The sequence below is a fragment of the Chloroflexota bacterium genome, from assembly GCA_026389585.1.
GTDB lineage: Bacteria > Chloroflexota > Dehalococcoidia > UBA2247 > RBG-13-53-26 > JAPLHP01.
In genome coordinates this window covers 1-20,989 of record JAPLHP010000096.1, presented here as the reverse complement: position 1 = coordinate 20,989, position 20,989 = coordinate 1, and the positions used below count along the sequence as shown (strand labels likewise).

20 protein-coding genes and 1 rRNA gene are annotated in these 20,989 nt (G+C 52.5%); 8 read left to right on the top strand and 13 right to left on the bottom strand.

The features are described from left to right. From NTZ04_09015 to NTZ04_09005, 3 genes are all read right to left on the bottom strand, one after another. Window positions 1-1,855, bottom strand: a 23S ribosomal RNA gene (locus tag NTZ04_09015); the annotation flags it as partial. A gap of 308 nt (window positions 1,856-2,163) precedes the next feature. Next, window positions 2,164-2,412 (bottom strand): 30S ribosomal protein S20, encoded by a 249-nt coding sequence (rpsT, locus tag NTZ04_09010; protein ID MCX5992443.1) that lies wholly within the window; start codon window positions 2,410-2,412, stop codon window positions 2,164-2,166. Between the two features lie 58 nt (window positions 2,413-2,470). Next, window positions 2,471-4,618 carry a bifunctional (p)ppGpp synthetase/guanosine-3',5'-bis(diphosphate) 3'-pyrophosphohydrolase gene (locus NTZ04_09005; protein MCX5992442.1) on the bottom strand — a complete coding sequence of 716 codons (2,148 nt, stop codon included), beginning with the start codon at window positions 4,616-4,618 and terminating at the stop codon, window positions 2,471-2,473. A 3-nt stretch (window positions 4,619-4,621) separates the two neighbouring features. Here NTZ04_09005 and NTZ04_09000 point away from each other — a divergent pair, with 3 nt between their 5' ends. Both NTZ04_09000 and NTZ04_08995 read left to right on the top strand, forming a co-directional pair. Continuing rightward, window positions 4,622-5,356 carry a TIGR03936 family radical SAM-associated protein gene (locus NTZ04_09000; protein ID MCX5992441.1) on the top strand — a complete coding sequence of 245 codons (735 nt, stop codon included), beginning with the start codon at window positions 4,622-4,624 and terminating at the stop codon, window positions 5,354-5,356. Window position 5,357: 1 nt separating this feature from the next. Then, window positions 5,358-5,591 carry a histidine phosphatase family protein gene (locus tag NTZ04_08995; GenBank protein ID MCX5992440.1) on the top strand — a complete coding sequence of 78 codons (234 nt, stop codon included), beginning with the start codon at window positions 5,358-5,360 and terminating at the stop codon, window positions 5,589-5,591. 98 nt (window positions 5,592-5,689) lie between these two features. On the opposite strand, the gene phoU is transcribed toward NTZ04_08995, so the two are convergent. Next, window positions 5,690-6,358 (bottom strand): phosphate signaling complex protein PhoU, encoded by a 669-nt coding sequence (gene phoU, locus NTZ04_08990; protein ID MCX5992439.1) that lies wholly within the window; start codon window positions 6,356-6,358, stop codon window positions 5,690-5,692. Window positions 6,359-6,718: 360 nt separating this feature from the next. On the opposite strand from phoU, the gene NTZ04_08985 reads away from it, so the two are divergent. Beyond that, complete coding sequence (locus NTZ04_08985) at window positions 6,719-7,714, top strand: inorganic phosphate transporter (protein ID MCX5992438.1); 996 nt, start codon at window positions 6,719-6,721, stop codon at window positions 7,712-7,714. Window positions 7,715-7,871: 157 nt separating this feature from the next. Here the strand turns inward: NTZ04_08985 and NTZ04_08980 are convergent, their stop codons facing one another. Then, entirely contained in the window at window positions 7,872-8,501 is a 630-nt protein-coding gene (locus NTZ04_08980) for a DUF47 domain-containing protein (protein ID MCX5992437.1), read from the bottom strand. A gap of 135 nt (window positions 8,502-8,636) precedes the next feature. After that, window positions 8,637-9,350 carry a hypothetical protein gene (locus tag NTZ04_08975; GenBank protein MCX5992436.1) on the bottom strand — a complete coding sequence of 238 codons (714 nt, stop codon included), beginning with the start codon at window positions 9,348-9,350 and terminating at the stop codon, window positions 8,637-8,639. Window positions 9,351-9,425: 75 nt separating this feature from the next. On the opposite strand from NTZ04_08975, the gene tilS reads away from it, so the two are divergent. Next, on the top strand, window positions 9,426-10,472 hold the full coding sequence (gene tilS, locus NTZ04_08970) for a tRNA lysidine(34) synthetase TilS (GenBank protein MCX5992435.1): 1,047 nt from the start codon (window positions 9,426-9,428) through the stop codon (window positions 10,470-10,472). 12 nt (window positions 10,473-10,484) lie between these two features. On the opposite strand, the gene NTZ04_08965 is transcribed toward tilS, so the two are convergent. Beyond that, entirely contained in the window at window positions 10,485-10,793 is a 309-nt protein-coding gene (locus NTZ04_08965) for a hypothetical protein (protein MCX5992434.1), read from the bottom strand. Then, window positions 10,786-12,063 (bottom strand): tRNA (N(6)-L-threonylcarbamoyladenosine(37)-C(2))-methylthiotransferase MtaB, encoded by a 1,278-nt coding sequence (gene mtaB / locus NTZ04_08960; protein MCX5992433.1) that lies wholly within the window; start codon window positions 12,061-12,063, stop codon window positions 10,786-10,788. Before mtaB ends, NTZ04_08965 begins: the two co-directional genes overlap by 8 nt. Before the next feature lie 186 nt (window positions 12,064-12,249). Between mtaB and NTZ04_08955 the strand changes: the two genes are divergently transcribed. After that, entirely contained in the window at window positions 12,250-13,215 is a 966-nt protein-coding gene (locus NTZ04_08955; protein ID MCX5992432.1) for a zinc metalloprotease HtpX, read from the top strand. 39 nt (window positions 13,216-13,254) lie between these two features. On the opposite strand, the gene NTZ04_08950 is transcribed toward NTZ04_08955, so the two are convergent. The 4 genes from NTZ04_08950 to rplI are packed head-to-tail and all read right to left on the bottom strand — an operon-like array spanning window position 13,255 to window position 17,113. Next, window positions 13,255-14,538, bottom strand: a complete 1,284-nt coding sequence (locus NTZ04_08950; GenBank protein MCX5992431.1) for an ATP-binding protein — start codon at window positions 14,536-14,538, stop codon at window positions 13,255-13,257. Between the two features lie 49 nt (window positions 14,539-14,587). After that, entirely contained in the window at window positions 14,588-15,289 is a 702-nt protein-coding gene (locus NTZ04_08945) for a DnaD domain protein (protein ID MCX5992430.1), read from the bottom strand. Further along, a complete protein-coding gene (gene dnaB, locus NTZ04_08940) occupies window positions 15,255-16,664 on the bottom strand; it encodes a replicative DNA helicase (protein ID MCX5992429.1) in 1,410 nt (469 codons plus the stop codon). The genes NTZ04_08945 and dnaB overlap by 35 nt, the downstream gene beginning before the upstream one ends. Next, entirely contained in the window at window positions 16,664-17,113 is a 450-nt protein-coding gene (gene rplI, locus NTZ04_08935; protein MCX5992428.1) for a 50S ribosomal protein L9, read from the bottom strand. The genes dnaB and rplI overlap by 1 nt, the downstream gene beginning before the upstream one ends. Before the next feature lie 207 nt (window positions 17,114-17,320). On the opposite strand from rplI, the gene NTZ04_08930 reads away from it, so the two are divergent. Continuing rightward, window positions 17,321-17,557: a hypothetical protein gene (locus NTZ04_08930; protein MCX5992427.1), complete on the top strand. Its 237-nt coding sequence runs from the start codon at window positions 17,321-17,323 to the stop codon at window positions 17,555-17,557. A 144-nt stretch (window positions 17,558-17,701) separates the two neighbouring features. Continuing rightward, window positions 17,702-18,037, top strand: coding sequence for a hypothetical protein (locus NTZ04_08925; GenBank protein ID MCX5992426.1), 336 nt, complete (start codon window positions 17,702-17,704; stop codon window positions 18,035-18,037). A 71-nt stretch (window positions 18,038-18,108) separates the two neighbouring features. Here the strand turns inward: NTZ04_08925 and NTZ04_08920 are convergent, their stop codons facing one another. Continuing rightward, a complete protein-coding gene (locus tag NTZ04_08920; protein ID MCX5992425.1) occupies window positions 18,109-18,891 on the bottom strand; it encodes an enoyl-CoA hydratase-related protein in 783 nt (260 codons plus the stop codon). A gap of 114 nt (window positions 18,892-19,005) precedes the next feature. Between NTZ04_08920 and NTZ04_08915 the strand changes: the two genes are divergently transcribed. After that, window positions 19,006-20,989 (top strand): pyruvate formate lyase family protein (locus NTZ04_08915; GenBank protein MCX5992424.1); only part of this gene is annotated, 1,984 nt, incomplete at its 3' end.

Genomic DNA, 20,989 nt, shown 5'->3' with positions numbered 1-20,989 from the left:
GCTTTGGCAGAGACCTGTGTTTTAGTTAAACAGTCGCCTGAGCCTCTTCTCTGCGCCCCACATACAATGGGGCCCCCTTATTCCGAAGTTACGGGGTTAACTTGCCGAGTTCCTTAACGAGGGTTCTCTCGTCCACCTTAGGGTATTTGCCCTTGCCTACCAGTGTCGGTTTGCAGTACGGACGCCTGCCTCAAACCATTGGGATTTTCTAGACAGCCGAGGATCAGCTGAGTCGCTTCGGGTCTCCCCTCAACTTCCCCCAATCTCTCCCGAGGTTGAGAACGCACCATGTCCATTGGGCACGCTCAACTTACCTTCCTGTGTCCCCCAAGGCTTAACGAGGCTGGCGGTGCTGGAATATTAACCAGACTGTCCATCGCCTACGCCTTTCGGCCTCGGCTTAGGCCCGACTAACCCTACGTCGATTAACGTTGCGTAGGAAACCTCAGGCTTTCGGTGGGTGTGTTTCTCACACACCTTTGCGCTACTCATACCGGCATTCTCACTTCCCTTCGCTCCACCCTGACTCACGTCAGAGCTTCTCTGCCAAGGGAACGCTCCCCTACCATCCCAAAGGAAAACCTTCAGAATCCATAGCTTCGGTGGTGGGCTTGAGCCCCGTAAATTGTCGGCGCAGAATCACTCGACCAGTGAGCTGTTACGCACTCCTTAGATGATGGCTGCTTCTAAGTCAACATCCTGGCTGTCTGAGCAACTCCACTTCCTTGAACACTTAGCCCTCCTTAGGGACCTTAGCTGATGGTCTGGGTTGTTCCCCTCTCGACTATGAAGCTTAGCCCCCACAGTCTCACTCCCAGGGTCATTAACTATGGCATTAGTGGTTTAGTTGAGTTTGGTAAGATATTCTCTCCCTAGCCCATCCAGAGCCCTACCTCCATAGTTCAAATCCTGAGGCTGTACCTCAATACATTTCGGGGAGGACCAGCTATCTCCGAGTTCGTTTGGCATTTCACCTCTACCCACAGTTCATCTCACAGTTTTGCCACACTGACGAGTTCAGGCCTCCACGAGATTTCACTCCCGCTTCACCTTGACCATGGGTAGCTCACCCGGATTCGGGTCTGATCCACGCCACCTGTGGACCTAAGTCCACTACGCCCTATTCAGACTCGCTTTCGCTTCGGCTCCGCAATTTAAATTGCTTAACCTAGCAACGTAGATCAACTCGCCGGTTCATTCTTCAATAGGCACGCCATCATTCGCCTTGCGGCAAACTCTGACCGCTTGTAGGCATATGGTTTCAGGTTCTATTTCACTACCCTCCCGGGGTTCTTTTCACCTTTCCCTCACGGTACTGGTTCACTATCGGTCGTAAAGAGTATTTAGCCTTGGAGGGTGGTCCCCCCTGCTTCCCGCAGGATTCCACGTGTCCCGCGGTACTTAAGGTCATAGCCAGAGCCCTCACTCCTTTCGCCTACAGGACTATCACCTTCTTTGATGGTCCTTTCCAGGAACCTTCGGCTAGGAGGAAGGTTTGTAACTCTGTGCCTGATTTGGATCAGACTGCTACGCCTTACAACACCCTAAAGGCATAAGCTCCAAAGCCACACTTCCTTTAGGGTTTAGGCTCTTCCCCGTTCGTTCGCCACTACTAGGAGAATCTCGGTTGATTTCTTTTCCTCAGGGTACTAAGATGTTTCAGTTCCCCTGGTTCCCTCATATTAGCCTATGTGTTCAGCTAATCGTGCTCCGGTTTTACCTGAGCGGGTTGTCCCATTAGGGAATCCCCGGCTAAGCTTGCTAGACAGCTCACCGAGGCTTTTCGTAGTCTTGCCACGCCCTTCTTCAGCTCTTCACGCCAAGGCATCCACCACATGCCCTTAGTAGCTTGACCTATTCACCAAGAGCAATACCATTATTCTATTATTGTCTGTTTGTTCTATTCGCTTGTTAATGTACGCGGTTAAACTGACAAACTTACATTTTATGGGAAATTACTTGGCTTGTCAATGGAGAGATACCTAAAAGCAATACGCTAATTCAGCTTCAACTCAATCCACCAATAAGGTAAGTAATCTTCAAGGTCAAACCAGATCTCGCTAAACGCTCGATCACTGATCCCGTAGGAGAAATAATACTCCTCCACCCAGTCTTAGTCAAGCCATAAAGACCAAGGGAATCTCAAGAGCAGGCTGATCACTCCTAGCTCTTCGCCACTTGATTGAGTTTCTTCACCAGGCGCGACTTGCGCCGAGCAGCCTGGTTCGGGTGGATGACCCCCTTTTTCGCCGCATTGTCTAGGACACTGATCGCCTTGACTACTTCGCCCTGAGCCGCCTCTGTTTCCTTTTTACCGATACTCTCCTCTGCACGGGCTACACAGGTCTTAACAACGCTGCGGACAGACTTGTTACGCATCCGCCTTCGAGCTTCATTTTCCAGTTTTGCCAATTAACCTCCTTATCAAATCAAAGACTCATTACTTCGACTTCCATTCGTCTCGCACAGACTAGCTACCTTCCGAGCCCCGCACCACATTCCTCACCCCACCAATCCCCTCAATCTTCGAGAGCAGCCTGGATAACTGACTTAGCCCTTTCGTCTCGAGGGTAAGGAAGATCGATGTAGAGTGATCCTCGTGTTCAGCAGTTTTCACTGACGCCATATTCACTCCCTCCCCAGAGACCAGAACGCTTATGTCCCGCAGTAAACCCACCCTATCCCAGGCATCGATACGGATAACCACAGGATACAGTTGATCAACATGCCCCCATTCAACAGAGACCAGCCTCTCTTTCTCTTTCTCGTGAACTATATTGGAGCAATCTTTGCGGTGGATAGTCACCCCGGCACTGCGCGTAATATAACCTATGATCTCATCACCCGGCAACGGCTTACAGCAACCTGCCAAACGGGTGAGCATCTCACCTGCCCCCAGCACCTTCATACCCAGAGGTACGGTGACGGCTGGTGAGATAGTCTCGGTTAACTTAGGTTGTTCCTCCTGCACTGCCATCTTGAAGGTAATCTGGCTGGCGCTCACCTCACCATAACCGATAGCGGCATAGAAATCCTCCACGGATTCGTATTTGAACGAACGCGCGATCTCCTCACGGTTGCCGAGGCTTATCCCAAGCCGCCGCAATTCCTTTTCCAGAATCTCTCTGCCCTTTTCAATATTCTCCGGCCTGGCCTGTTTCTTGAACCACTGCCGAATCCTGTCTTGAGCACGAGATGTATTGACATACCCCAAGTTGAGGTTAAGCCAGTCCCTGCTAGGGCCCTTGTCTTCCTTACCGCTGATGATCTCTACCGTATCACCATTGCGGAGATAGGAAGTCAGGGGCACCAGCTTGCCATTGACCTTTGCGCCTACACAGCGATGCCCCAGATCGGTATGAATATGATATGCGAAGTCGAGTGGTGTGGAGCCGGCAGGCAAATCCCTTATATCGCCTTTTGGCGTATACACAAACACCTGATCCTGGAAAACATCCGATTTGACTGATTCCAGGAACTCGGTTGTGCCGCTAATTTCTTTGTGCCACTCCAGAAGCCGGCGCAACCTGGCAATCCTCAGTTCAAATTGATCCTGTTTAAGCCCCTCTTTATACGACCAGTGAGAGGCAATACCATACTCGGCATTCTCGTGCATCTCATAAGTCCGAACCTGCACCTCCAGTGGAGCGCCGAAACACATCACGGTGGTATGAAGCGATTGGTAGCCGTTCTCCTTCGGGGTAGCGATGTAATCATTGAACTCGTCACCGATGGGATGCCAGAGGTTATGGATAAGGCCCAAAGCATGATAGCACTCCCCTACCTTACCAACGACAATCACCCGGATGGCCAGGATATCATGGATATCGTCTAGATCCCTTCCCAGAACAGTGTACCTCTCCAGTTTTCGATAGAAGCTGTAGACGTTTTTTGATCTTCCGGAAACCTTGGCCTTCAGTCCTGCCTTCTCCAGTTCCTTTTCCAAAACACCAACTGCTTTAGCAATCAACTGTTCTTGCTCCACCTCGCGCCTGACTAACAGGTGTTTGATACGACGGTATTTCAGAGGTTCCAAATGGTAGAAGGCCAGGTCTTCCAATTCCGATTGCAGCTTCCCGATGCCCAAACGATGTGCCAGAGGGGCATAGACCTCCAATGTCTCCCGGGCAACCGCACGCCTCCTTGCGAGAGGCAAGGCCTCCAGGGTTCGCATATTATGTAACCGGTCAGCCAACTTGATGAACACCACCCTCAGGTCCTCTGCCATGGCCACCAGCATCTTTCTCATGCTTTCAGCCTGCAAGTCTTCCTTAGTCGGCTTTTCCAGCAGCTGCCCGGAGATGTAGCTCAGCTTCGTGACACCATCTACCAGCTTGGCCACCTCAGGCCCAAATTTTGTCTCAATCTCAGAGAGAGGCACTGCACAGTCCTCCGAAACGTCGTGCAGGAGAGCGGCAGCTATAGAACTGGCATCGAACCCGAGATCAGTCAGAATAGCGGCAGTCTCCAACGGATGCTGCAGATATGGCTCTCCAGACCGTCGTACTTGACCCTCATGTGACTGGAGGGCAAACTGGTAAGCCTCTGTCACAAAGGCTATCCTGTCCTCAGACAAATAGGTCTTCGCCTTTTCCAAAAGCTGGGAAATCTCCATCATGATTTGAGTATATCTGCGCTATATCTTTACGTCAAGATGCCGAATTGCCTCAGCTTGACCAGGCTGCGCAACGAAGGGTATGATGAAGCCGTGCAGCGCCTACGCGTCAGGTTCTCTCGCGGTGAAGAGATAAAGTACATCTCTCATCTTGACTTGATGCGGCTATGGGAAAGGGTGCTACGCAGGGCACGGGTGCCCCTGACTTACTCAGAGGGATTTAGTCCTCACGCACGGATCTCCCTGGCTGCTCCACTTCCCATTGGCACCACCAGCCAGTATGAGCTAATGGATGTGATCTTACAAGAACCGGTTTCCCCTCACTTCTTGATTCAAACCGTAAAACAGCAACTGCCGAGAGGCCTCGAGGTACTTGAGGTGATCCAGGTTCCCCTGACAGCTCCTTCGGTGCAATCTCAGCTCCGTCACGCCGAATATCACGTTGTGGTCAGAGTGGACAAAAGCACAGAGGAAATGCAGGCGGCCATTGCCTCCTTGCTGCAAGCAAAAGAGTTGCCCTGGCATCACATGAGAGACACGGGGCCGCGATTCTACGACCTGCGAGCTCTAATTGAGCACGTATGGCTGGTGAGCCATAATCGCCCTTCCTTTATCCTGGGCATGAGCCTGCGCTGCGATCCGCAAGGTACAGGCAGGCCGGAACAGGTTGCCGCAGCCCTGGGCATGACCGAGCATCCGCTCTCCATTCACCGCAACAGGCTCATACTGGCGGAGAACTGATATGAGGCTCATATTGATACGCCACGGCGAGGCTTCCTGGAATAAGGAACGGGGAATCCAGGGGTGCCGCAGTAATACTGGGCTGAGCCAGAGAGGGAGAGAGCAGGCAGAGAAACTGGCGTCCCGGCTGCGAAACCAGAAGCTGGTTGCCGTCTACTCCAGCCCTCTGATGCGTGCCATAGATACCGCGCGGGCAATTGCCCGAACCCCCACGGCCTTAAAAAGTCTCCGTTGATGCTGATCTCAAGGAAATCGATGCCGGCGAGCTGGACGGATTGTCTGAACAGGATCTGTTAAAATTGAGATAGGTAGCCCCTGACCCAAGTCATCAGGCTAGTACTTCGAAGCCCCTATCTCCTCCATCTTCCCCGTTACCATAAATACCACACGTTCGCAGATATTGGTGGCCCGGTCGGCAGCACGTTCAAGGTTATGCGCCGCCCATATAAGGCGGGTGGCACGGTCAATCGTCTTCGGATCAACCATCATGAAGGTAATGAGCTCGCGGAAGACCTGGTCATAGAGACCGTCAACCACATTATCCTGGCTAATGACCCGCATCGCCTGCTCCACATCACGGGCAATAAAACACTGGAGACTTCCATGTGTCATGTCGATGGCGATCTCTGCCATCCGCGGGATGTCGATAAGCGGTTTTAAGGGCGGCTCATCGCCAATCAGAATGGCAATCTTGGCAATTCCGTCACCGTAGTCGCCTGTCCGCTCCAGATCCATTACAATGTTGAGGATGGCCACCACGACGCGGAGTTCACTTATCGTAGGACGGTGCGCAGCAATAAGCCCCATGCATTTGTCTTCCACACTAAACCGCTGCTGATTAATCTTGGCATCATCAGCAATTACCCGGTGTGCCAGAGCCAAATCCCGCTTCTTCAATGCTTCAACGGCACGGCCTATCGCCTTCTCCACCATACCCCCCATAACCAGAACGTCATCCTGTATTCCCTGCAAACCTTTCTGAAAACTCGCTTCTGTTTCCATAGTCATCTCCTCCTCGTCCAGTTAACTAGGCCTGCCTGCACCTGAGTATCATAGTCACATCTCTTGATGTTGTATTATACGCTCCAAGGCCTGCCCAGCCAATGAGCGGGTAGCATAGTTGACTGCTGGAACAAGCCTGATTGCTCAGTTTGACCACCAACTCGATGCAGTCTAGAATGTGAACGGCAGCAAGCCAAAGTACCTGGCTGAAGGAGGGTCATCATTGTTCAAGTCCCCGCTTGTTCCCAAAGATCCGAAAAAGAGGGATCAGGTGCAGACTGGCACTGAGGCATACGTAGTTACTGAGAGCCCAATGACAGCCTTTATCCAGTGTCTATGTCTAGGGCCGCACGCCATACGATGGACTTAAGCTTATTATTCGTAGTTTTTGTCATCCTCATAGCCCTGGTTTTTGATTTCACCAACGGAATGCATGATGCCGCGAACTCTATTTCCACGGTTGTCTCTACCAGGGTTTTGTCGCCGAGACAAGCCGTCATCTGGGCCGCGTTTTTCAATTTCGTGGCTTTTCTCATATTTCGTACGACAGTGGCTAATACAATCGGCGAGGGAATGATCCATATTGAGGCAGTAACGACGACTGTAATCTTTGCAGGGCTCTGCGGCGCGATTTCTTGGAACATCATCACCTGGTATTTGGGACTGCCCAGTAGTTCTTCTCACGCTCTCATCGGCGGATTTGCCGGTGCAGCCATAGCAAAGGGTGGCTTTGGAGTTATTATTGCAGTTGGTTGGTACAAGACATTAATTTTCATTGTCCTGGCGCCTGCTATTGGTCTGTTTCTGGGTTTCTCATTGAAGGTTATCGCTACATGGATCGTGTATAAGCAACAGCCGGCTGCTGTTAACAAGTGGTCGCGGGTTTTTCAGCTTTTCTCCGCAGCTCTTTTTAGCCTGGGCCACGGCGGCAATGACGCACAAAAAACCATGGGTATCATAACCACTCTTCTTTTTGCCGGAGGTCTAATCCACGTATTTGAAGTCCCTCTCTGGGTCGTTCTAAGCGCTCACTCCGCCATCGCTTTGGGCACCTTGAGCGGCGGTTGGCGGATTGTCAAAACCATGGGACAGAAGATTACCAAATTAAGGCCGATCGACGGTTTCTGTGCTGAGACAGCCGCCGCTTCTAGTATTTTCTTAAGCACAGGCCTGGGTATTCCGGTGAGCACCACCCACGTTATCACCGGAGGTATATCGGGCGTGGGTGCTGCAAATCGGCTCCGTTCCGTGCGCTGGGGCGTGACTCTTCGTATTGTTTGGGCATGGCTTCTTACTATCCCGATAGCAGGTATCATTGGTGCTGCTATCTATTCCCTTATCAGGTTGGTTTCCTGACTTGCCTAAAGGGGAAGGGACGCGGGATGTGAGGGGCGTCAGTCAAACCGTTGATAAACTCGGCCACCAGGATGGGCTGCAACTCGATGGCCAGGTATATACTCTTGCGCCGTTAGTCCCGTCAGGTTGAGTGGTAAGACAGGCCTGTCCCGGGGGCTCAGGCGTACTTCATAGCCACGCCTTCCAGTACATTTGCTGTATCCTCACATCTATCGATGGCAGTTTCCATATGCTCGTAGATCTCGCGCCACTTGATAAGATAAGCAACGTCTGTTGAATCAGCAAAAAGCTCAGCTAAGGCCGAGCGATACACGCTGTCCCCTACATTCTCTAGACGATTGATCTCCGTACATCGCCTGAGCAGCTGATCCCGCTCAATACGCTCATGTATTTCGGATACCGCTTTTTCCGTCTCAATCGCTGCTTCCACGATAATATCAGCCAATTCCCTGGCCCTCTTGGTGGGATGTCCTGCTTTGTAGAGTATCATAATATCAGCCGACGAGTGGATAAAGTCGGTTACATCGTCTAAGGAATGAGCCAGTAGAGCAATGTCCTCCCGATCGAATGGCGTGATGAAGCTGCGGTGTAATTGCGCCATGATCTGGTGAGTAATGGCATCCCCCTGGTGCTCCAGGTCGGTTATTATCCCTAATCTCTCCTCAACATTTTCCCAGGTATAAACCATATCTTTTAACTGCTGGGCTATCTTGACTGCATTGTGAGCACTCTGCTCAAAAAGGGCAGCAAACTTCTTGTCTTTGGGAGTAAGAGAAAACTTAAACAACGAGTGCCCTCCTTGCCGCTCCCATTCTAAACTGCACCTGGCTAGCGGTCAACTGATTAATCAGGACTACTCCCATAGCCCCCTGGCAGAATGTTGTGGCACCCCAGATACCGACATTCCCTGCGTGCTTCGCGCTCAGTCGGCTGGCTCCAGGCCCAGGCTCTTCCCGATCTCCATCAACTCTGCCATTGTGACCTCTTTCCCCCAGAGTTCATCACAAAGTCGCCCGACCCTGTCCTCAATAGCATCAAATTGACCAAGCCCTCGCAATACACCAATGGCTTCTTCCAGCCGCTCATCCCTTGAGTAGTGTGGCTTGCCCAAATTCTGCAGCCTCCCATCAATGGAGAAATGCCACAGAGCATCCAGCCACCCACCAATGTACACCAGCGGATGTGCTGCAGGAAATCGGCTCTCCCATCTATCCTTGGCGTGCATTGCCTGATGCCAAAGCACTACCTCATATCCATATTTATACACAAAGGGGTTCTTAGTCAGGATCAGCACCACCGTATCCCTTTGTTTGTTGACCGGCGCTCTCCCCTCTGCTGAGTATGACCTCTTAGTCGGACTATACTCCCAGAGTTGCAGAACGATCCTTCTGGGTTTCATTTCCAGCCCTCTCATGATTTGCCTGGTCATTCGCCCTAATTGATCAACGCCCTCCGATGGGAACAGGTTGTCCAGGTTCTCCGCCGTGGGTTCCAGCAGTACATAGCCGATATCTACTCCCTGTCTTCGCTCGCTGATTTCAACAATTAGGCTTTCAATCGGTTCACCTTTGCTCGTAACGTAAGGAACCTCAAAGTCAACCTTCAGTTCCTCGATAACCTCTAGCCTGCCTGCCACACCCAAGATTATAGCCCCGCTGCTGCGTATTGCCTATTTTGACACTATCCGAGCACCCTCCCTATACTGTGGCTTATGTTAACTCCCAAATCGGAGAGTTCCCCTAATACTCAAAAGGAGCAACTTCCTGAAACTGTTGCCGGTTACATCCATCAGCACAGCCTCATCCCTAAACACACTACCCTGATAGTAGGGGTTTCCGGAGGTACTGATTCAGTGTGCTTGTTGCACCTCCTGATGGGGCTGAGAGACAGGCTGGAGATTGTGCTTCATGTTGCCCATCTTAATCACATGCTCCGTGGTGCGGAGTCAGAGGCTGATGCCGAATATGTGTCTCACCTTGCAGATCATCTGGGAGTCGCTGCTACCGTAGAGTCAAGAGACGTAAAGGGCTACCGGGAGCAACATCGTCTCTCGTTGGAAGAGGCCGCCCGAGAAGTGCGGTACAGGTTTCTTGCAGAAGTAGCCGATAAGCTGGGAACAGATAGAGTAGCGGTAGGACATACCTCAGATGATCAAGTGGAAACGATCCTGATGCACCTGGTGCGCGGCGCCGGAACTAATGGACTGCAGGGCATGCAGCCTTTAACCCAGTGGAAATCTCCCGGATTCAGGCATCTAACAGTGATCCGGCCACTGCTTAAGGTAAGTAGAAAGCAGACTGAGTCATACTGTCAGCAGCACGCCCTTGCTCCAAGGGAAGATTCCTCCAATCTCTCCTCTTCCCACCTTCGGAACCGCATCCGCCACGAACTGATGTTGCTGCTGCGAAGCTACAACCCCAAGATCGATGAGGCCCTGCTTCGCACTGCAGACACCATGAACAACGAGTTGTCTTTCTTCGAAGAATCCGTCTCCCGAATATGGGATGAGGTGGTGAGTGAAGAGGCAGGAATACTGCTCTTGGATCGGGGAAAATTTATCTCCCTTCACCCCGCCCTTCAGCGTCATTTACTCCGGGAAGTCACTAGAAGGCTGCTTGGCAGCCTGGAGGACATCGAATGGAAGCACATCGAGAAAATGCGGATCGGATTTACACTGCGCAAGGGGAAGCGGGTGATTCTGCCTCGAAAGCTGACCCTTTATGTTGATAAACAAACGTGCAGACTAGCCGCCGACTGAGGTACTCTGTACTTACTCTTCCTGTCCCCACGTTTGCATAAGCTTTTTGAGTTGTTCCGCCAGCTTAGGACTGGACTTTAGCCTCTTCACAAAGACAGGGCAACCTTCCAGTAGCATGCTTTGTGCCATCGAGACCATGTTCAGGAGCAGATTACGGAATTCCTGCTCCCCCATTTGGCCAGAGCCCGTCCCCGGTGATAACTGACGCATCTCCCGCACTAAATCATCAACCCCAATCCTCATGGGCATGACACATGCTTTATACCAGGGACACTCCTTGCACTCTATCACAGAAGAGGCTTCCTCTAAGATATCACCCATCCCAACCTCCATCGGTAATCTCGCCCAGAAAACCATGACCACTATCAGCCACCAGAGTTACTGCCAGCAACCGATTAGACAGATCCTGGCTGCTACTGGCGAACACACGAAGGTAATTAGCAGTAAGCCCATCCCATATTGTTCGATCCGATCTATTTTCCCACAGCACTGTCATCGTCCTACCCAAGAACTGATGCCTGAAACGTTCGGTGCTTTGCCGGGCTAGTGTCAGCATCCTCTGACTGCGCTCCTTCTTCACCTTTCCCTCAACATGATCCGGCATTGCTGATGCGGCTGTGCTTGGGCGCGCCGAATAAGGAAAAACATGGATATTGGCTAAGCCCATCCTTTCACAGAAACAATAGCTCTCCTCGAATTCCCTCTCACCTTCACCTGGAAAGCCCACCAGTATGTCGGTGGTAACAGCCAGGTCGGAGATTGCTTCGCGAACCAAGCATACCGCCCTTTCATAATCAGCGACAGAGTATTGTCGATTCATTCGCCGCAGTATGGCCTCACTGCCGCTTTGCAGGGGAATATGTAAATGAGGACAGAGACGGTTGTCGGCCCATAACCTCACCAGCTCAGGAGTTAAGTCCTGAGGTTGAAGAGAGGAAAGGCGCAGGCGCTCTATCCCTGTCTCATTCAGAATATGGTTAATCAAGTCTGCTAGCCCCTGAGAGCTTCGCCCATCCCATCTATATCCCCCGATTTTGGTCCCCGTGAGGACTACCTCCTTATAACCTGCCGCTGCCCTTGCCTTCACCTCCTGCAGGATCTCCTCGACAGGCAAGCTGCGCTCCCTGCCGCGCGTGTAGGGTACTACACAAAAAGAACAATAATCATTGCAGCCCTCTTGAATCTTGACCAGGGAACGGGTACGGTTCCAGCAGCCATTATAGCCATTCGTTGGCTCTTCCTGCCGTGTGCCCCCAATACTCCCAATGATCTCCGCCAGGTGACCGCTTCCCTCATTGCTCAGAATCAGGTCAGCCGCCCCCAATCGCCTTAGTTCCTCAGGTACCCTCTGAGCATAGCAGCCGACAGCGATTATCAGCGCTCGTGGATTGCTGCGGCGTGCTGACCTCAGCAAATGACGTGCCTTACGGTCGGCAATGTGGGTCACGGTACATGTGTTAAGCACATAGACATCAGCCTCTCCCACCGATTCCGTCAGTTGATATCCCTTGCTGAGCAACTGATGGGCCAAGGCTTCGGTCTCCGCCTGATTTAACTTGCAGCCCAGAGCCTCCAAAGCAACTTTAGTCATATCTGCCCAATAAAACAGTGATTCTATTCTATAGTCTATAGCCAATACCCTGCCACTTCAAAGCGAGACCTATGAGACTAAAGTCTCAATTCATCACGCTGTATGTGTGGTAACATAATGCCGATGCCTGCACACAGCAGCTATCATTGCAAAGCGACAGAATAAGGCACAACCGGGAGGAAACAGATGGGGATTCAAACCAGAATGTTTTTGCTGGTAGCATTACTCTTCGGCATTCTTTACGGGGTGATCACGGCAGTTGGGACCCTGCTTGGACATGGCAATACCATCTTCTACCTTGGCCTGGCCTTCGTCTTCCTCGGCATCCAGTATTTGATCGGCCCCACTATTGTAAGTTGGACCATGCGGGTAAAGTGGGTTTCCGAGGATGAAGCACCAGAGTTACACCAGATCGCAGCTGAGGAGGCTAAAAGAGCCAATCTACCCAAACCCAAGGTAGGCATATCCCAACTGTCTGCTGCGCCACCTAATGCCTTTGCTTTCGGCAGAACATACCGTGATGGGAGGGCTTGTGTCACCCCGGCCATCTTGAACCTGCTGAATAAGGATGAGCTCAGGGCTGTCATAGGGCATGAAATGTCCCATATCAAACACAGGGATATGGTGGTTATCACGCTGCTCTCCGCTATCCCTCTCATCATGTACTGGCTGGCCTGGAGCTTGATGTTCAGGGGCAGCTTTGGTGGCAGGAGGGAAGGCGGTGGCTATGCCATCTTAATCGGCCTGGGTGCCTTGCTCCTCTACTTCATCACCAATCTGCTCGTGCTCTACGGCTCCCGCATCCGCGAATACTATGCCGACAAGGGTAGTGTCGAGTTAGGCAACCAGCCGCATCATCTTGCCACAGCTCTCTACAAGCTGGTTTATGCCAGCGCCCGCGCTAAGAAAGGGGATCTGAAAAAGATAGAGGGGGTAAAGGCCTTCTTTGTCAACGATCCTTCTCAAGCATGGAACGAGATAAGAGATCTGTCTCAGGTTGACCTCGACATGAGTGGGACAATTGACCCTAATGAGCTATTGGCCCTGAGATCCAAGACTGTCCGCCTCGGCACTGGAGACAAGATGATGGAACTGTTCAGTACCCATCCCAACATGCTGAAGAGGATAAAGCACCTCTCCTCACTGATATAACAGGTCTGATTCAAAGCGCAGTCAGCAGCAAGAAGATGACTAGCTCTTTTGGCCACGGCGAGGGCTGGCTTTGGTTCTCTCAATGGGTGAATGGTCGGCTCTGTAGTCCGGAGCACTTATATAGTACACCACGCTGAGGCGCGGATCTGCCAGGCGGGAGCCGACTCGCCTCTCATTCTTATCCAGTTCATCTAACCCATAGCACATAGTGATCACCATGGGCAGACGGGCATTATAGCGGTGGTTGATGAGCTGGTAGAGCTTCTCCTGCGCCCAGGGTGTGCTGCTGTGCTCCCCGTAGTCATCCAGGATGAGAAGCGGGGCGCTCTTCACCTTTTCAAAAAACTCATCGTATGTCACCTTGCTTTCAGGAGCAAAGGTGGACCGCAGGTGATCCAGAAAGTCCGGAACAATGACAAAGAATACCGGCTGGCCCTTTTTCAGACGGTAGTTGGCAATAGCTGCAGCCAGATGGGTCTTCCCACAGCCATTTTCTCCCTGAAATATCAACCAGCCCTCCGGCGACTCGGCGAAATGGTGTGCCAGCCGGAAAGCTTGCTCCAGGTTCTGGCGCTGTTCCAGAGGAAGATTGACCCTTTTGCAGTCGAAGTTGTCAAAAGTCATGCTCTTCAGCAATTCCAGGCTTAGAATACCTGAATAGTCGAGGCTGGAAGAGCCCTTTACTCCCAGCAGATATACCTGCGAAAGACCGGGGTCAGTCAGGCGGCTGCGCCATTTTTCTTCCAGATCCTCCAGAGAGACATCCACAGCTACATTTATTACCGTAGACAGCCTGGCTGTATAACGGTGATTGATGAGCTGAAACAGCTTCTCTTCTGCCCAGGGTGTGCTGCTCTGGGTACCCAGGTCGTCCAGGATAAGGAGAGGAGCATTCTGAATCTCTTCAAAGAATTCATCGTAGGAAACATCACTGCCGGGGCTGAAAGTGGAGCGCAAATGGTCCAGAAGATCGGTAACGCCAATGAAGAAGGCCGGTTGTCCCTCCTTCAGGCGATAATTGGCAATAGCAGCAGCCAGATGGGTCTTGCCGCAGCCGCTTGGTCCCATAAACACGAGCCATCCCTGCGGGTTCGATGCAAAGGAGGTGGCTGCCCGATAAGCGCAAATAAATCTCTCCTGATTGGAGGGATCATCGCTCTTGCCTTGCACTATCAGGTCATCGAAAGTGAGCCGGGTCAAGGAGCCCAGGTTGCTGTAGGACTGCAGTCGGGCGAGGCGGTTGTCCTCCAGCTTCTTCTGAGAGCATTGACACGGTATCAGCTGGCTGTAATCCGGCCGACCGGATGGCAGCCTGGGATGCAAAAATCCTGCTCCTTTGCAGTGCGGACAGGGAGGACCCTCTTCTGGTGACTCAATGTCTGACCAGGTGTCCGTACCTTCCCCTGAGGTAGCGGCTGGGACCCCTCTCTTTCCTAGAATCTCTCCCAGACTCTCCACTTCCCTTACCCTCCAAAGACCAACGCTCCAAAATGCGGGCGATATATCTCCAATTGCGCTTGTTCAGACTGACAGCCTCTCTAAAAGCCTCTTCAATCCAGAGAGCAGGATAGAGTTTCTCCGCCTCCTTTAGCTCTTCAGCAATCATAGGAGTGAGCAAACCTATATTTTGTTCATATAGCGCAAAGACGTTGGCAGGCTCTTCTCTGGTATGTGATTGCGGCTGCGGCATCACGTGCGCCGAAAGCTCACCGCTTTGTATTTTAGCAACAGCCGCCCTGTTTGCTTCGCTGTTAATAGAGTAAGCGTCCCGGGCTCCCCCCTCCCCCCCCAGAACCACGTGCAAGAGTATCCCATGGCTTACAGCCGAATCCAGGGCACCGCGTAACACCTCAGTCCCATCCAGGCCCTCCACCAGAGTCTTGTCGCTCGTCAGTTCCTCACAGGTAATAAACTTCAGAGCACCTTGTTTCCGGTATAGCCGCCAGAAGACATGAAGAACTACCTTGAGTTCCGGCAGACTGTCTATTTCCGCAAGCAGTCTGCTGAAAAAAAGGTCAGGGACGGGAGTGAGCCTTGACCTAGTTGGAAAACCGCGGAAGGGCTCTCTGTTCAATCTCCTCCCCTGGACTTACCAGACAATTCTCAAACTTGGTAATGTCCTGACGGAACCTCAGTACCCCCTGCCCCGTGGGCCCGTTGCGATGTTTGGATATTATAATGTTGGCAATTCCCTCAGGGTAGGCCTTGCCAGGGTTGAGTCTCTCCCAATCCTCTTTCTTGAAATAGACATCGTCCCGATAGATGAACATCACTACATCAGCATCTTGCTCAATGCTGCCGCTTTCCCTTAAGTCCGAGAGCATAGGGACGTGGGTGGGACGCGATTCGACTGCTCTGCTCAACTGGGATACCGCTATCAAGGGAGCATCCAACTCACGTGCCAATGCTTTGAGAGCCCGCGAGATATCACTGATTTCCTGAACTTTGTTTTCTGGTCTGCCATCCCCTCGGATCAACTGCAGATAATCTACAATGATAAGGTCAATCCCCCGCTCATGAAACAAACGGCGCGCTTTGCTGCGCATCTCCGTCACCCTCAGAACCGGCGAGTCGTCCACATATATCGATGCCCCGGACAGTCTTCCGGTAACATCCATCACCCTCTTTTCCTGTGCCTGGGTGTACTGCCTCAGCCTGACGCGCTTGGAATCCACCTCAGCCTCACTGGAGAGAAGGCGCTGTACCAACTGCTCCTTGGACATCTCCAGACTAAAGATGGCTACCTGAGCTCCCTGCTCCAGGGCCGCATTCCTCGCAATACTCAGCGCCAGACTCGATTTTCCCAGACTCGGTCTGGCGGCCAAAACAATCATGTCAGAGCGCTGCATGCCTCCCAGGAGTACGTCCAGAGCCGGGAAGCCAGTGTTCACATGAGGGAGTCGCCCTTTCTCCTCAGAGGTTACGGCTGCAGCACCACTTTCTTCCCAGTATTGTTCCAGGACTCGGCGGATGTGCACGAAATCACGGGGGCTTTCACCACGGCGCACCCTGAATAGAATGTCCTCAGCCTGGTTCAGAGCAAGGTCAACATCGGGGTCTGCTTCATAGCCTATGGCGGCAATTTGTCCTGCTGCCACAATAAGTTTCCGCATTAATGCCAGGCGTTGCACAATCCGGGCATAATGCTCCACATGGACTGATGTGGGAAGCACAGAGACAAGGTGGCTCAAGTAGGCCACACCCCCAGTTTCCTCCAGCTTGCCTTGCCTGGATAATTCCTGAGCTACCGTGATCTGGTTTATCGCTTCATTTCGCTCATAAAGCGCTAGGCAAGCCTCATAAAGCCACCGATTCTTCTCTCGGTAGAAGGCTTCGGGCTTCAGGAAGATCGCGGTGTTGAGAATCGCGTCGGGGTCAACAAGCAGAGAGCCGATTACTGCCTCTTCGGCTTCGATATTGTGCGGTGGCAGCTTTTCATTTTCTGCCACTATTCCTCCCCGGTTACTACAACCTTCACCTTGGGGGCCAGGTCTCTGCCCAACCTGATGGTCAGCTCATAGATCCCTAGCTGACGGATGGGCTCCAGCAACTCTATCCTTGTCCGCTCAATATCAATCCCCGTCAACCGCTTCAGCTCTTCAGCAATTTGATTGTCTCTGATGGAGCCGTAAAGACGGCCCTCCTCCATCACTTTCATCTTGAAGTCAAGAGAAAGGCCTTCCAGTTGCCGGGCTACCTCGACAAGCTCCTCGGCGTGGAGTTGCTGTCCTTGCTCTTCCTTTCGGAGCAGCGCCTCAGCCATCTTGATGCTTGAGGGGGTAGCCGGCAAGGCGAGTTTCTTCGGAAGAAGGAAATTCTTGGCGTAGCCATCAGCTACTTCCTTAACTTCTCCGGCCCTGCCCACCCTAGTTACATCTTTAATAAAAACTACTTTCATCGAGGGTATTATACTCTGCACCCCGAAAAACTAAAAGGCCTCGGGGGAACCGCTCTTTGCCAACCCGAAGGCAATAGATGCAGAGAGAAAACACTCTTTCGAAATGTGAAAACTAGTGCAAGGGGTCTTGTAATAGCTTACATCTCGGATTATCATAGACTGTAGAAATAGGAATGGGGTGAAACCATGATAAGGAGGTTCAACACTATGATAATGCGCTGGCTTTCATGTGGAACAGGAAGCGTGCATATCGTCGGCACCTGCCCTGATTGCTATGCCACCCAGGGTGGGTTGCTCCTGGGTACGGCTGCAACTGGCTTTGCAGGGAGAATAAGCGCTAAGTGCGTAGATTGTGGTAAGAATATCGATTACTACATCGATGCCAGCCAGGAGAAGATCTGGAAGCTGGACCCTGTAGAGTCAAGGGGTGTCCGGGTAGAATAATTGCCGCTAAATAGACCAGTGGCAGCATCATTGCTGCCACTATTGGGTTTCGTTTTATCCTCAATATCAACCGATGCTCAAAAGCTTCGTTAAGCAGGTGGGGGAAGTATAGCTGTTTGCGAGTCAATGAAATCGGGGAGAGATTTGAAACACCAGCCCTTGATCCAGGTCACCATCATTGACGATACACGGAGCAAGAAGTGTGCGGGCTGCTGTGGGCTGGACCTCTCATCACCAGGAGAAATAGCATCCACCACTGAGCTTTTAAGGAAGCTCTATGGCAAAGGAATCCGGTTGGAATACCTTGACCTGGGCAATTCCTCTATCAGCAATTCACACCCCGAGATTGCTGAAATGGCGCGACTCTCGAAACTGCCCCTGTTGCTGATCAACGGTAAGCCAAGGATATCAGGCTATTTCGATCTCCGCCTGCTAAAAGATGCGATTCAGGTAGAGATGGAGATAAATCCCAAGCAATGAAAGCCTGTCTTCCCCTATAATCCTACGCTCGCTGCCTTGTCCGCCCACAATTACCCAAAGAACAAAGGATCCTATCTTCCCTTCCAGGCTGGCTTCCTTTTCTCGCCAAAGGCACGCGCCCCTTCTTGCGAATCCTCTGTTAGGGACAGCTTCTTGCTCATCTCTATTTCGAGGCGCAGTCCTTCAGCCAGGGGCACCTCGATGCCGCGGTAGGCCAATTCCTTTACCGCCCTCACGGCCACAGGCCCATTCTCACAGATCCGGTTGGCCAGCGCCTCTGCCTCCGTCATAAGCTGGGCAAATGGAACCACCTTATTCACCAGCCCTACGCGATATGCTTCCTGGGCATCGATAAAATCCCCCGTGATCAGCATCTCCAAAGCCTTCCCAAAGGGCACCAAACGAATCAGTTTCTGAGTGCCGCTATTGGCAGGTATAACACTCTGCTTCACCTCAGCCAGGCCCAGCCTGGCGGTATCAGCAGCAATCCTGATATCACAGGCCATAGCCAACTCCAACCCGCCACCGGTGCAAATGCCATTGATCGCAGCTATGAAGGGCTTCCATACCCGCATTCCACGCATCGGGTTGATTTCTGGTAACGGTTGAGCAGAACGCTTATCAGCCGGTATCTCCATCCACTCAACTACCTCTTTCAAGTCCTGACCGGAACAGAAAGCTTTGTCTCCGGCACCAGTGACAATCGCCACCCACACCTCTGGATCGTTTCCGACATCGGTCCAAGCCTTTATCAGCCCGTCCCAGACCTCAGCATTCATGGCATTGCGCACCTCCGGGCGATTCAGGGTAATATACGCAATTCTTCCTTTCTTCTCATAAACAAGCGCTGACATGCATTCGCCTCCTTCCCAACTTGCGGAACTGATTTATTCTACGACAAAACCCTCTTGCTGACTACAGAAACCGCATGTTGTTAAGGCTAATTCGGAGATAGGAGGTTGAACCAAATGGACGCTGCGATCAAAGAATTAAAGAAGAATGTAGTTATCAAGGCGGTGAAGGGACTCTACCGGGGGCAGGAGAGGATAGACATGGACGCGGGGTACCGGGCGGAGGTCAAGGTCTGCCTGGATCGGGCCCGGCTGATCACCCAGTCGTATAAGGAGACCGAGGGAGAGCCCATGATCACCCGGCGAGCCAAGGCCCTAAAGAAGATACTGGAGAACATGACCATCTACATCCAGGACAAGGAGAGGCTCGTGGGCAATATGGCCAGCGACGTCCGCTCCCTGCCGCTCTATCCGGAGCTCTACTGGAGGTGGCTGGAGAAGGCCCTGGATAATGAGTACCAGCACCTTCTGGACGATGTGGGGAAGAAGGAGCTGAAAGAGATCAACAAGTACTGGCAGAAGCTCTCGGTACACGGCATGGAGCGCACCCTGGTGCCCGAGAGGCTGAGGCCCTATACCGGCTATACCCCGGTGAGCGTCTTCAGCTATACCTGGGACATGGTGCTGCCCAACTATGAGAAGATCTTCAAGGTAGGGCTCAAGGGCATCATCAAGGAGGCCCAGGACAGGTTAAAGGAAATTGCGCAAGACCCCGATATGGACGCCCGGGAATACCTGGAGCAGAAGCGGTTTCTGGAGGCGGCCATCATCTCCCTGGAGGCCACCATCTCCTATGCCAGGAGGTATGCCAAACTGGCCCGGGAGAAGGCCAAGACAGAGGCCCGACCGGAGGAGAAGAAGCGTCTGGAGAAGCTGGCCGGGATCTGCGACTGGGTGCCCGAGAACCCGGTGCGTACCCTGCACGAGGCCATGCAATGTTACTTCTTCATCCATTTGATCACCGGTTTTATCGAGCTGCCCTCCGTAGGCTGCGGGGTGAGGCTGGATAAGATCATGTACCCCTACTACAAGAAAGACCTGGATGAGGGAAGGACCACCAGGGAGGAGGCCCTTAACCTCATCGAGTCGGTGTGGATCAAGTTCGAGGAGATGGGCTTCATCCATCCCCCGAAGCTCTTCGGCTCTGCCGGAGGCGGATTAGCCTGGCAGAATGTCACCTTGGGTGGAGTGGACAGCGAAGGCAAGGACGCCTCCAATGAGATCTCCTATCTCATCCTGGAGGCCATCAGTGAACTGCACTCGGTGCAGCCGCCCCTCTGTTTCCGATACCATGACAAGATACCCCGGGCCCTGGTTTTGAAGGCCATCGATACCATCAGGTCCGGAGTGGCCCAGCCGGCCTTCTTCAATGACAAGATGATGATCCCCTACCTCCTGGAGAAGGGCATCCCCCTGGAGGATGCCCGGGACTATGCCATCAGCAACTGTATGTCCTGGACCATCCCCGGGAAGAGCATGGTCTACCGCCAGGGTATGGGGATGTTCTCCTTCACCAACTGCATGATGCTGGCCTTAAACCAGGGTGTGGACTGGATCAGCGGGCAGAAGGCAGGCTATCCCACCCCCGACCCGCTCACCTTCACCTCTATAGACGACATCATCGAGGCCACCTTCCAGCAGTTCAACTTTTTCATGGGGACACAGGTCTACATCAGCAATATTGCCGATGCCCTCTATGAGGAATACCTGCCCCGGCCCCTCATCTCAGCGCTGGTGGATGAATGCATCCCTAGGGGGAAGGAATGCCGCAAGTGGTACTACTTCCACCGCAACTACGTCATGCCCACCGGGGTGAACAACGTTGCCGACTCGCTGGCGGCCATCAAGAAGCTGGTCTTTGAAGAGAAGAAGATTGCCATGGCCGAGCTCCTCGATGCCCTGAAGAAGAACTTCGAGGGCAAGGAGGAACTGCGCCAGATGCTGCTGGGGGCCCCCAAGTTTGGCAATGATGATGACTATGTGGACAGTATCGCCGAGAAGGTCCACTTCCGCATCAAGGAGGAGACGGAGAAGTTCACCACCTACTATGGCTATCCCTACGATGTGGATGGCACCAATGCGGCGATGGGCTATTTCCTGG

Coding starts and splice junctions, on each gene's coding strand:
- NTZ04_08995 (MCX5992440.1), top strand. CDS start 5,358: ATGAGGCTCATATTGATACGCCACGGCGAGGCTTCCTGGAATAAGGAA.
- mtaB (MCX5992433.1), bottom strand. CDS start 12,063: ATGACTAAAGTTGCTTTGGAGGCTCTGGGCTGCAAGTTAAATCAGGCG.
- NTZ04_08920 (MCX5992425.1), bottom strand. CDS start 18,891: ATGTCAGCGCTTGTTTATGAGAAGAAAGGAAGAATTGCGTATATTACC.
- rplI (MCX5992428.1), bottom strand. CDS start 17,113: ATGAAAGTAGTTTTTATTAAAGATGTAACTAGGGTGGGCAGGGCCGGA.
- NTZ04_08985 (MCX5992438.1), top strand. CDS start 6,719: ATGGACTTAAGCTTATTATTCGTAGTTTTTGTCATCCTCATAGCCCTG.
- phoU (MCX5992439.1), bottom strand. CDS start 6,358: ATGGAAACAGAAGCGAGTTTTCAGAAAGGTTTGCAGGGAATACAGGAT.
- NTZ04_08965 (MCX5992434.1), bottom strand. CDS start 10,793: ATGGGTGATATCTTAGAGGAAGCCTCTTCTGTGATAGAGTGCAAGGAG.
- NTZ04_08930 (MCX5992427.1), top strand. CDS start 17,321: ATGATAATGCGCTGGCTTTCATGTGGAACAGGAAGCGTGCATATCGTC.
- NTZ04_08955 (MCX5992432.1), top strand. CDS start 12,250: ATGGGGATTCAAACCAGAATGTTTTTGCTGGTAGCATTACTCTTCGGC.
- tilS (MCX5992435.1), top strand. CDS start 9,426: ATGTTAACTCCCAAATCGGAGAGTTCCCCTAATACTCAAAAGGAGCAA.
- NTZ04_09005 (MCX5992442.1), bottom strand. CDS start 4,618: ATGATGGAGATTTCCCAGCTTTTGGAAAAGGCGAAGACCTATTTGTCT.